Origin of the sequence: Nonomuraea sp. CA-218870 (genome assembly GCF_050936535.1) — a bacterium.
GTDB classification, from domain to species: domain Bacteria; phylum Actinomycetota; class Actinomycetes; order Streptosporangiales; family Streptosporangiaceae; genus Nonomuraea; species Nonomuraea corallina.
The window spans coordinates 1,714,422-1,725,747 of sequence record NZ_JBNJMN010000001.1 but is presented as its reverse complement, the minus strand read 5'-3'; the positions used below and the strand labels follow the sequence as shown (position 1 = coordinate 1,725,747).

10 protein-coding genes are annotated in these 11,326 nt (G+C 74.0%); 1 reads left to right on the top strand and 9 read right to left on the bottom strand.

The annotated features are described in order from the left end of the window. Positions 1 to 34 precede the first annotated feature (34 nt). Genes ACQEUU_RS08625 through ACQEUU_RS08585 form a run of 9 tightly spaced genes read right to left on the bottom strand, consistent with a single transcriptional unit; the run spans position 35 to position 5,878 of the window. A complete protein-coding gene (locus tag ACQEUU_RS08625) occupies positions 35 to 445 on the bottom strand; it encodes a pilus assembly protein TadG-related protein (protein WP_433062615.1) in 411 nt (136 codons plus the stop codon). Further along, complete coding sequence (locus tag ACQEUU_RS08620) at positions 442 to 834, bottom strand: TadE family protein (RefSeq protein WP_270156145.1); 393 nt, start codon at positions 832 to 834, stop codon at positions 442 to 444. The genes ACQEUU_RS08625 and ACQEUU_RS08620 overlap by 4 nt, the downstream gene beginning before the upstream one ends. Further along, positions 831 to 1,259 (bottom strand): TadE/TadG family type IV pilus assembly protein, encoded by a 429-nt coding sequence (locus tag ACQEUU_RS08615; protein ID WP_433062611.1) that lies wholly within the window; start codon positions 1,257 to 1,259, stop codon positions 831 to 833. Before ACQEUU_RS08615 ends, ACQEUU_RS08620 begins: the two co-directional genes overlap by 4 nt. Further along, on the bottom strand, positions 1,256 to 1,483 hold the full coding sequence (locus ACQEUU_RS08610) for a hypothetical protein (RefSeq protein ID WP_433062608.1): 228 nt from the start codon (positions 1,481 to 1,483) through the stop codon (positions 1,256 to 1,258). Before ACQEUU_RS08610 ends, ACQEUU_RS08615 begins: the two co-directional genes overlap by 4 nt. Next, the gene (locus ACQEUU_RS08605) at positions 1,484 to 2,404 is read right to left on the bottom strand and encodes a type II secretion system F family protein (RefSeq protein ID WP_433062606.1); all 921 of its coding nucleotides are present in this window, start codon (positions 2,402 to 2,404) and stop codon (positions 1,484 to 1,486) included. Next, positions 2,397 to 3,239 carry a type II secretion system F family protein gene (locus ACQEUU_RS08600; RefSeq protein WP_433062603.1) on the bottom strand — a complete coding sequence of 281 codons (843 nt, stop codon included), beginning with the start codon at positions 3,237 to 3,239 and terminating at the stop codon, positions 2,397 to 2,399. The genes ACQEUU_RS08605 and ACQEUU_RS08600 overlap by 8 nt, the downstream gene beginning before the upstream one ends. Positions 3,240 to 3,241: 2 nt before the next feature. Further along, the gene (locus ACQEUU_RS08595) at positions 3,242 to 4,537 is read right to left on the bottom strand and encodes a CpaF family protein (protein WP_433062600.1); all 1,296 of its coding nucleotides are present in this window, start codon (positions 4,535 to 4,537) and stop codon (positions 3,242 to 3,244) included. Further along, positions 4,534 to 5,250, bottom strand: coding sequence for a hypothetical protein (locus tag ACQEUU_RS08590; RefSeq protein ID WP_433062597.1), 717 nt, complete (start codon positions 5,248 to 5,250; stop codon positions 4,534 to 4,536). The genes ACQEUU_RS08595 and ACQEUU_RS08590 overlap by 4 nt, the downstream gene beginning before the upstream one ends. 1 nt (position 5,251) lies before the next feature. After that, complete coding sequence (locus ACQEUU_RS08585; protein WP_433062595.1) at positions 5,252 to 5,878, bottom strand: hypothetical protein; 627 nt, start codon at positions 5,876 to 5,878, stop codon at positions 5,252 to 5,254. Positions 5,879 to 6,272: 394 nt separating this feature from the next. On the opposite strand from ACQEUU_RS08585, the gene ACQEUU_RS08580 reads away from it, so the two are divergent. Further along, positions 6,273 to 11,264, top strand: coding sequence for an FtsK/SpoIIIE domain-containing protein (locus tag ACQEUU_RS08580; RefSeq protein ID WP_433062593.1), 4,992 nt, complete (start codon positions 6,273 to 6,275; stop codon positions 11,262 to 11,264). Positions 11,265 to 11,326 lie beyond the last annotated feature (62 nt).

Sequence of the window (11,326 nt, the reverse complement as noted above, 5' to 3'; positions counted from 1 at the left end):
CCGTTCTCCACCGACCGGCCGGAATCGGTCTGACTCACCGCGCCTCGGGCGCCGCCGCGGCCTCCGCCACCATGCCGGAGCCGGAGAAGCCGATCGCGCCCAGGAAGAAGGCCGTCCAGGGCACCCGGACGGCGACCACGACCTGCTCGTCCTGGATGGCGCACCTCTCCGCCGCGACGCCGTCGTCGCCGTGCGCTTCGAGCACCTCGCCGGCCCGCGCGCACACCTCGTCCTCGCCCAGCAGCCGGACCTGGCCGGTCTCGCGCAGCTGGTCCACGTCGACCTGGTCGGCGCCCGCCCTGGCGGCCTGCTCGGCGATGTCGGCGGCGCGCAGCCGGGCGTTGATCGCCGCCCCGCCGTCCACGAGCAGCCCGGCCAGCAGGAACACCACCACGGAGAAGAGCACGGTGAACACCGACATCGACCCGCGATCGCGCCGCCTCACTCGACCCTCCTGAACTGCTCCAGCGGCACCACCGCGGTGCCGGTCATGCTCTTGGCCGCGCCGAACCCGAGGAAGCCCAGGTCGAGCTCGCAGGTGACCTCGGCGCGCACCTCGCCGCCCTCCTCCCAGCGGGAGCCTTCGAGCGAGACGGCGGGCGCCGCGCACTGCCCGTCGAGCGCGGCGGCGGCGATCTCGTCGGCGGCCGAGCCGGCCTCGTCGAGCGTGCGCTGGACGGAGGCGGCCCTGGCGGCGTCCCTGGCCGCGCCGTTCACCTCGCCCTGGGCCTCGACCAGCCGCCCGGCCCCGGCCAGGAACAGCAGGAAGAGCACGAAGACCGGGGCCAGCAGCACGGTCTCGACCGCCATGGAACCGCGGTCCCGGCCGCTCATCCGCACTCCTCCCCGCCGTCGTCGGGGCGGAAGCACTCGACCGGGCCGCCGGCGGTGGCGGTGATCGTGAAGGCCAGCTCCGGCAGCAGCGGGATGACCTGGACGGCGCTGCCCGTCACGGTGACGTGCCGCTCGTCGGGTTCGCGTTCAGCCGTGGTCACGTCGGCGCCGGACAGCAGCCGCGGGCCGATGGCGGTGACGACCTCTCTGGCCCGCGCCTCGGCTTCGCCCTCCCAGCCGCCGGAGTCGGCGGGGGCGGCACGGGCCACGCGGGCGCCCTCCCGGGCGGCGGCCTCGGCGACCTGTCGGCCGTGGAACCAGAGCGCCACCTGCACGATGAGCAGCACCACGGCGAGGACGACGGGCATCAGCAGGGCCAGCTCGACCACGGTCGCGCCGCCGTCGCGCCGTCCCCGGCGGCTCACTCGCCGCCACCGCCACCGCCACCGCCGAAATTGCCCTCGATCTCGGCCTGCTTGCTCTCGACGAGCCCTCTGATCAGCGTGGCGAGACCGAGCGCGACCCCGGCGATGATGGCCGTGATGATGACCCACTCCACGGCGGAGGCGCCGCGGCTCGGGGCGGTGCGGGCGCGGTGGATGCGCACGTGCAGCAGCGCGACGGCGTAGATGATCCACGGATGGTTCATTCAGGACCCCAACATCTTCATAGCGGCGGGAAAACTGAGAAAGATCACGAAGCCGGCGCAGAGCAGGAGCTGGGCGACCAGCATCGACTGGGAACGCTCGCCCGCCCGGCCCTCGATCTCGGCCAGCTCGCGGCGGCGCAGCGTCGCCGCCCGCGCGGTGAGCGAGGAGCGGACCTTGGCGCCGTCGTCGGCGACCAGCCCGAGCGCCGCCGACAGGTCGCGCAGCTCGTCGATGTTGATCTCCTCGCCGAGCTGCCCGAGCGCCTGCCAGGGGGTGATGCCGACGATCCTGGCGCCGCTCAGGGCGTCGCGGATGCGGGCCATCGCCCAGTTGGGCTGGTCGCCGCTGACCGAGACCGCCATCATCAGCGCCTCGGGCACGCCGCGGCCGCCCGCGAGGTTCATCGACACCAGGTCGAGGAACGCGCCGACCACATGACGGAAGTCGCGCCGGCGAGCCGCCGCCTCCTTGCGGACCTGCAGGTCGGGCAGGAAGAAGAAGACCGCCGCCGCCAGCACCGCCACCCAGAACGGGACCGCAGGCGACGTGCCCAGCCCCATCAGCAGCAGCCAGCCGAACAGCAGCGGGAACGCCAGCAGCCCGCCGGCCGCCAGCAGCGCCTTGGTCGCCAGGAAGCCCTCGAACGAGCGGCCCACCAGCGCCAGGTCCGCCTTGACCGACCGGACCTCCCAGCCGCGCGCCGCGTACAGCGCCGCCAGCCGCGCGCCGAGACCGCGGCGGAACGCGCCCACCTCCTCCTCGGGCAGCAGGAGGCTGACACGCGGGGCGTCGGCGCTCTCGCGGACCGCGTCCAGCGCCAGCAGCCGCGCCACCAGCCCGGGCCGGGCCGGGAAGATCGCCCGTACGAGCAGGAAGAGGCCCAGGCCGGTGAGGCCGCCGGCCAGCACGCCCTCAACCATGGTCGCCTCCCATCAGCAGCCGGGTGGGCTTGTCGAACCTGGCCAGCCTGCGCATCCAGGCGAACCCGGCGCCGAACAGGCCGGCGACCACGACGAGCACGGCCTGGCCGAGCGCGTCGTCGTACTCGCCGACGTACGAGGGGTTGAAGACGACGAGCAGGGCCGCGAAGACGAGCGCGGTGATCACCACGATCTGGACGCTGCGGCGGGTGGCGCGGCGCTCCGCCTCGACGCGGCGGCGCATGTCGAGCTCCTCGCGGGCCGACACGGCCAGCGCGCCGAGCACGTCGCGCAGGCCGGGGCCGCGCAGCTTCGAGTTCAGCACGAGCGCCGCGACGACCAGGTCGGCGGACGGGTCGTCGAGGTCGTCGGCGAACCGGCCGAGCGCGTCGGGCAGCGCCATCCTGGTGTGCAGCCGGTCGACCAGCGCGCGCAGGTGGGGCCGGAGTGAGGGCGCGGCGGCCCGGATGGACGCCGGGATGGCCTGCTCCAGCCCGGCGGCGCCGGCGATGGTGTCGCGCAGCGACTCCGTCCAGGCGGCCAGCGCCTCCAGGCGGCGCATGGCGGCCCGCTCTTCGGCGGCGCCGCCGGACAGGCCGCGCCAGGCGAACACCAGCAGCACCGTGCCGGCCGCCACCACGGGCCAGCCGGTGACCAGCAGGACCGCGAGGGACGCGACGGCCGCCACGGCCGTGCGGGTGGTCAGCGTCTGGACGAGGTGGCGCCGGGGCTTCGAGGGCCGGGGGCGCATCCCGTACAGGGAGATCACGAGCAGGAACAGGCCGCCGCCGGTGGCGGCGCCGGTCAGCAGGGCGAGCGGGTCGAGCCCCGGCATGGTCACCAGCCTCCCGGGTGATAGCCGTGCGCCATGAGCTCCTCCAGGCAGGAGACCGGCGCGTGCGGCACCCCCGCGCCGTCGGGGCCGGGGATGAAGATCTCGCTGGACAGCACGCGGCCGTCGCAGCCGTTGACCTCGCGGATGCTGGAGACGTAGCGGCGCAGGGTGCCGCCGCGGTGGTAGTCGTTGCGCTTCTCGATGAAGACGACGAAGTCGATCGCGCCGGCGATGAGCATGTGGGTGGCGTCGATCGGCAGCCGCTCACCGGCCTGGAGCGCGTAGGTGGCGATGCGGTTGAAGACCTCCATGCTGGAGTTCGCGTGGATGGTCGACAGGCTGCCGTCGTTGCCCTGGGTCATCGCGTTGAGCATGGTGACGATCTCGTCGCCGAGGACCTCGCCGACGATGACGCGGCTCGGGTTCATCCGCAGCGACCTGCGGACCAGCTCGGCCATGGTGATCTCGCCCTGGCCCTCGGAGTTGGGCAGGCGCTGCTCGAAGGCGACCACGTTCGGGTGGAGCTCGGCGAACTGGTCCAGGCCGAGCTCCAGGGCGCGCTCGACGGTGATGAGCCGCTCGCCCGGCGGGATCTCGTTGGCCAGCGCGCGCAGCAGGGTGGTCTTGCCGGCGTTGGTCGAGCCGGCGATCATGATGTTCTTCCTGGCCGCCACGGCGGCCGTCAGGAACCGGCCGATCTCCGGGCTGATCGTGTTGTTGCCGACCAGGTCGGAGAGGAACACCTTGCCCAGCCGGGCGCGCCTGATCGACACCGCCGGCCGGACCGTCACGTCCATCACCGCGCTCAGCCGGGAGCCGTCGGGCAGGCGCAGGTCGAGCTGCGGGTTGGCGGTGTCGAACGGCCGGCTCGACAGCCCCGAGTAGGCGGCGAGGATCTGGATCAGCTCGGTCAGCTCCTCGTCGGACTCGGCCACCGGGTCGTGCATGAGCTCCTGGCCGTCGGCGTAGCCGACGAAGACCCGGTCGCAGCCGTTGATGTCGATGTTCTCCACCTCGGGGTCGTCGAGCAGCGGCTGCAGGCGGCCCACGCCGAACAGCGCGGCGTGGATGCCGGCCGCGAGCGCCTCCTCCTCCTCGACGGTGGGCGGGGTGCGGCCGAGGCCGATCTCGCTGCGCGCGTGCTCCTCCAGCACCTGCGAGATCAGCGCCCTGGCGAACTGGCGCTCGTCCTCACCGGTCATCGGCGGCATGCCGTTGGCCTGGTCGAGCCTGCGCTGGTGGGCCAGCCGGTCGCCGACCTCCTGGCGGAATCTCTTGACGAGTGCGTGGTCGATCATCGATGGCTCACCAGCCGTCCGGCGAGGTCGCGTGCGGTACGGATGAGCAGCGAGCGGTCGAGCCTGCCGCCCCACTGGCCGCGCAGCAGCTCGGCGCCCTTCGGATCGTGGGCCAGGCCGTGGACGAACCCGACGTACGGGCCGACGATCCGGCGCACGTCCTCGATGGAGGCGCGGTAGGTGCGCGGATCGGCGATCACCACGACGCCGTGGGCCTTGCTGATCGTCAGGCGCTCGCGCAGGTGGGCGACGTGGTCGAGGGTGGCGCGGGTGAGCAGGATCACCTGGTCGGCCTCGGCCATCAGGTCGCCGAGCTGGGGGCAGCCGCCGAGACGGCCGCAGTCGGCGATCACGTCGGCCTGGTGGATGCCGGCCAGCGCGCGCCCGAGCGGGCCCCACAGCCAGGTGAGCCCGGCCGCCTGCTCGCCGTGGGTCAGGCCGACCAGCACGTCCAGCCCTCCGATGATCTTCTGCGTGTGCGCCGGGATCTGCGCGGGGTCCAGGCCGCGCCGGGCCGTCGCGCCGAGTGTGAGCAGGCCCTTGCCGGGGTTCAGCACGCCGCCGTCGGCGGCCGGCAGCCGGTAGGCCAGGTCGCCGCCTGCCGGGTCGCACTCGGCCAGCAGCACCGGGCGCGGCCACACCGCGGCCAGCGCCGTCGCGGCGGTCGTCACCCCCGGCGCGCCCTTGTCTGCGGCCAGCACGATCAGGGCCACCTCAGCGCGCTCCCGGCAACTCGGCGACGGCGATCTCGCCGCTGGAGGCGTAACGGACCACCACCGGTGAGACCTGGGTGTCGACGATCACGGTGACCTGGCCGCCCGCGCCGGTCCTGCCGCGCTCGCCGACGCTGTGGACCAGGGCGTTCTGCGCGAGCACGCGGCTCTCGTCCGCGCTGCCGCGGGCCGGGACGTACACCACCTGGACGCGATCCCCGTCACGCAGGCCCGAGGGCATCTGGCCGGGCTTGAGCGCCAGGCCCACCATGGCCCTGCCGGGGCCCAGCTCGGCGCTCTCCTTGACGCCCATCGCGTTCGTCAGGAGGGTGCCCGGCAGGATCGTGACGGCCGCGAAGCTGTCGAGCACCTGCTCGCGCTGCGACCAGCTGACGAAGTCGACGCCGGTGTCGGCGACCTGGACCTCCTCCAGGGCGTCGGCGGTGAACTGCTGGCCCGCGCCTATCTGCTGGGTGATGCGGATCGCGGAGACGCGGTCGCCGCTGCGCAGCACGAGCAGGGTGGTGGCCAGCGCGCCGCCCAGGATGAGGAGCACGGCGAGGGCGGCCAGGGCAGGCTTGCGCTCGCGCGGCGGCACGGGAAGCTTGCGCGAGGCCGGGCCTGACAACCCGGCCGTGTTTACGGCGGGTTTTTCACTGGTCCTCAATCGGGCTCCCAGGATGAATTGGTGAATTCTCGCCCATTATGTGCATCGCGTTGCGGGGGTGGGGGGCGATTGCGGGGAACCATGCTGGTTTCGCAGGACTCCGTGTGTCAACCAGCCATAATCAATGCCTATTGTTTCTACCAGGTTGACGGCTGGGATTGATCTAGATATATGGCGTTGGGTTATGGCTCAGTCCTTTAATACGGGATTTTTTGCGATTTATCCCTTTAAGCTGCTCCATCGCCGGTGCCGGTTATCCACAGGGCCGGGAATCCATGCCATTGCCGTCAACCTGAGGGCCTAGCCTCGCTCCGGGCGTTACCTTGGCGCCCGAATCCGACCGAGGAGACGGCCCATGCGGATCAGGCTCACCGTGCTCGGCGAGCAGGGCGACCGTGACGTCGTGCTCGACGGCGACGACGATGCCACCGTGGCCACGGTGAGCGCGGCCCTCGGCGACCGGGAGCCGCTCGCCCCCGTCGTCCGCCTGCCCCGGGCCAGGGCCCCGTACGGCATGTCGTCACCGGCGTCCGCCGGGCCGCTCGGCGGGCCGGCGCTCCCCGGCCGCGGCCCGGGCAGGCGCGCCCCCGGCAACGGCCACCGCCCCCCTCCCCCAGCAGGCCCCGCCCGTCCCGGGCCGAACTGGCCCGCCTCCGGTTCGCCCCCGTCCGACTGGTCCGGGTCCGGTTCACCTGGGTCCGGTTCCACCGGTTCCGTGCGGGAGGGCGCCGCGCTCTGGCGTAACGGGCGGCCGCTCGACCCGCGTGCCCTCGCCAAGGCCGTGCTGCACGACGGCGACAAGGTCACCCTCGACGAGCGGCTGGCCCGGGCGACGATCGTCGAGGAGCCCGCCGGGATCGCGGAGATCCGGGTGGTCGGCGGCCCCGCCGCCGGCGCGGTGCACCGGCTCGGGCTCGGCGCCCACGTCATCGGCGCCGACCCTCTGTGCGCCATCGTGGTGGCCGATCCCGCTCTCGCCCCCGAGGCGGTGATCGTCCGTGTGACCCCCGAGTCCATCACCGTGGAGCGCGCCCTGCGCACGGCTCCCGAGCAGGCGCGGATCAAGCTCAAGGGCCGCTGGGCCGACGAGGTCGCCGAGCTCTCCGCCCGGGTGGCGGAGCGGGAGGCCGCCGCGTTCGCCGCCGAGGCGCGCAGGCCGCCGCCCGAGCTGGGTGCCCGGCCGCTGGGCGAGGCCGTCGAGTGGCCGGAGGACACGCTGCTCGCCTGCGGCTCGTCGCTGTTCACGCTGACCGCCGTCGAGCCCCGCGACGCCCACCTGACCCCCCGGCTGGAGGGCGGCGTCGCCTACAACCGGCCGCCGCGGCTGCGCCGCCCGGACGGCAGGCGCACGTTCAAGAAGCCCAAGGAGCCCGTCCGCGCCGAGGGGATGCGGCTGCAGCTGCTCGCCGCGTTCCTGCCCGCCGTCATCGGCGTGACGCTCGCGTACGTGCTGAACCAGTGGTACTTCCTGCTGTTCGCGCTGATGACGCCGGTCATCATGGTCGGTCAGTGGTGGAGCGACCGCCGCCACGGCAAGAAACAGCATCGCAAGGCGATGAAGGAATACCGCGCGCTGCTGGCCGCCTACGACGAGGAGGTGGAGGCCGCCAGGGCCGAGGACGAGCGGCGGCGCCGGTCCGACTCGCCCGACCCGGCCCAGGTGCTGCTGACCGCCATCGGCCCGCGCAGGCGGCTGTGGGAGCGCAGGATCCACGACGACGACGCGCTCCGGCTGCGGATCGGGCTCGCCGACCTGCCCGCCAACCTGGAGCTGAGCGAGGAGCAGGGCGGCTCGATCGATCCGCCCGTGTGCCGGGCGGTGCCGGTGTGCCTGCCGATGCGCAGGCTCGGCGTCGCGGGCGTCACCGGCCCCCGCGACGACGCCACCGGCCTGGCCGGGTGGCTGGTCGGCCAGGCGGCGACCCTCCACAGCCCGCGCGACCTGACCATCGTGATCCTCTCCGCGCACCCCGACGGCGAGCGCCGCTGGGGGTGGGCCCGCTGGCTGCCCCACTGTGCCCCGCGCGGCGGTGAGGAGTGCGTCGCGCTGATCAGCGCCGATCCGGAGTCGGCGGCCCGGCGGGTCGGCGAGCTGGCCGCGCTCATCGACGAGCGCCAGAACACCGCGATCCCCGAGCTCGGCAAGATCCCGACGGGCTGGGACGACCTGGGCGGGCCGGAGCCTCCGGCGTTCGCCGCGTTCGACACCCGCCCGTACGACGTGCTGGTCGTCGTCGACGGGGCCCAGGCCCTGAGAGGGTTGCCGGGCATGCCGCAGGTGCTGCGGCAGGGGCCGCGGGCCGGCGTCTACACGGTCGCCGTGGACGACGACCAGCGGCTGCTGCCGGAAGAGTGCGCCACGGTCGCGGCGTGCGGACCCGACGGCCAGGTGGTGCTGCGCGGCGCCGGCCTCGACCTCATCGGCGCCGTGCTGACCGACCAGGTGTCACCGTCCTGGTGCGACCGGCTGGCCAGGGCGCTCGCCCCGATCCGGGACGTCAGCAGGCAGGACACCGACGGCGACCTGCCCGACGCGGTACGCCTGCTCGACCTGCTGGGCCTGCGCGCCGCCACGGGCGGCGAGCTGGCCGCCAGGTGGCGCGACCGGGGCTCCACCGAAGCGGTGATCGGCATGGACCCCGACGGCCCGTTCGCGGTCGACCTGCGGGTCGACGGCCCGCACGCGCTGATCGCCGGCACCACCGGCGCGGGCAAGTCGGAGCTGCTGCAGACGCTCATCTGCGCGCTGGCCGTCGCCAACCGGCCCGACCAGCTCACGTTCGTGCTGATCGACTACAAGGGCGGCGCCGCCTTCAAGGAGTGCACCCGCCTGCCCCACACGGTCGGCATGGTGAGCGACCTCGACGGCCACCTGACGCAGCGCGCCCTCGACTCGCTGGCCGCCGAGATCCGCCGCCGCGAGCGCCTGCTGCTCGCGGTGGGCGCCAAGGACCTCGACGACTACGCGGGTCCGGTGGCGCTGCCACGGCTGGTGCTCATCATCGACGAGTTCGCGGCGCTGGTGGCGGAGCTGCCCGACTTCGTCGCGGGCCTGGTCGACATCGCCCGGCGCGGCCGTTCCCTGGGCATCCACCTGATCCTCGCCACCCAGCGGCCGGCGGGCGTGGTGACGGCCGACATCCAGGCCAACACGTCGCTGCGGATCGCGCTGCGGGTCACCGAGCCGGCCGAGTCGGCCGACGTCATCGACACCCCGGACGCCGCGCACATCTCCAAGTCCACCCCCGGGCGCTGCTACGTGCGATCGGGCGCGGGCCGCCCGACGGCGGTGCAGGCCGCCAGGGTGGGCGGCCGCGCGCCCCTGCCCATCCCCCCGCCCTCACCCCATGTCCCGCCTCCCGCCGACCCCTCCCAGGGCCCCGCCCACGGCCACCGTCCCGGGCTCACCGGACCCGCATGGGAGCCCTCGCGAGGCGACCACCCAGGACTGGCCGGACCGCCTTGGGAGCCCGCGCGTCCGCAGGCGAACGTGCGCGTGGTCGAGGTGGGGTGGGCGGGCCTCGGCAGGCCGCTGCCCGCGCCGCCGCAGAGCGCCGACGAGTCATCGGTCACCGACCTGTCGATCCTCGCCGACGCCCTGATCGAGGCCGCTCGCGTCGCGGGCGTCCCCGCGCAACCCCGCCCATGGCTGGAGCCGCTGCCCGCTCAGGCGGTCCTCGGGCTCCCCGGCCTCGCGGCGTCCGGGGCGGAGAGGTCGTCGATCACCGTGGTCGAGCCCGGCGTCCCGGGTTCGGGGGCGGCTGACGGGTCCGGCGAGACGATCGCGCTGCCGTTCGGGCTCACCGACCGGCCGTGGGCGCAGGATCGCCGGGCTCTCGCGCTCGACCTGCCCCAGGGCGGCCATCTGCTCATCGCCGGGTCGGCGCGCAGCGGCCGGTCCACCGTCCTGCGCACGATCGCCGGCTCGATCGCCGCCCACACCCTTCCGTCGGACGTGCACCTGCATGCCGTCGACTGCGGCTCCGGCGCCCTGCTGCCGTTGATCGCGATGCCGCACTGCGGCGCCGTCGTCACCCGTGACCAGCTCGACCGGGTCGAACGCCTCCTGGCCCGGCTCCGTGACGAGATCGCCCGCCGTCAGCAACTCCTCGCCGAGGCCGGACACTCCTCCCTCGCCGAGTACCGCCAGGCCGGTCACCGCCTCCCCTGGCTGGTGTTCATGCTCGACCGCTGGGAGGGGTTCGTCGCCGCGTTCGAGGGCTACGACTACGGCCGCCTGCTGGAGTCCCTGCTCCAGTTGATGCGCGAGGGTCCGGCGGTCGGCTTCCGGGCGGTGGTGACCAGCGACCGCTCGGGGCTGCTCGGCCAGGTGTCGACGGTGTTCGACGACCGCCTGCTGCTGCGTCTCACCGATCCGTCCGATTACGGCCTCGCCGGCTTTCCCCTCAAGGGACTGCCCGCGTCCATGCCGCCGGGCCGCGCGCTGTCCATGGGCGAGCACGGCATCGTCGAGCATCAGGTCGCCCTGCTCAGCCCCGACCCCTCGGGGCCGGCGCAGGTGGCCGCGCTTCAGGCCCTCTCCCGCGCCTGCTACGCCTCCGGCGAGGCGATGGGCATGGGCGGGGAAGGCGTGGGCGGGCGTCGGAGGGTGGGGGCGGGAGAGCCGCTGAGCCGGGTCTGGCTGTGGGAGGGCGAGCCGCCGTTGCGGGTGGACCCCCTGCCCATGCGCATCACCGCCGCCCAGGCGCTGGATCTCGATCCGGCGTTCACGCCGCCGTCGCCGCTCTGGGCGCTCGTCGGGGCGGGCGGTGACGCACTCTCCCCGCTCGGGCTCGACCTGCTGGGGTACGGTCCCGGCGCGGTGATCGCGGGCCCGTCGCGCTCCGGCCGATCGTCCGCCCTGCTCACGGCGGCCCGGTCACTGATCGCACGGGGCACTCCGGTGATCGCCGTGACGCCGCGGCGCAGCCCGCTGCGGGATCTGGACGGGGCGCTGGCGGTGCTCGACGGCGACGCGGCCGGCCTCGCCGAGCTGGTCGCCGACCTGAGCCGGTTCGTGGTGCTGGTGGACGACGCGGAGCTGGTCAATCCCGACTCCCCCATGGGCACGGCACTGGAGGAGGTGCTCAGGTCGGGGAGGGACGGCGACCACGGGCTGCTCATCGCCGGTACGACCGGTGACCTGGCCGTCGCCTACCGCGGGTTCGCCGCCGAGACCCGCAAGTCCCGTACCGGGTTGCTCCTGTCGGTGCAGAGTCAGGCCGACGGCGACCTGTTCACCATCCGGTTACCCCGCGGCACGGTCGGCGGGCCGCCCGGACGGGGGTTCCTGGTGACGGCCGGAACGGTGACACCCGTCCAGGCCGCTCTCCCCGGCGACCCCTGACACCCGTCAGGGGATGGACGGGCGCCGTCTGCTGCGCCGGTCAGGCCAGGCCAGGCCGTCGA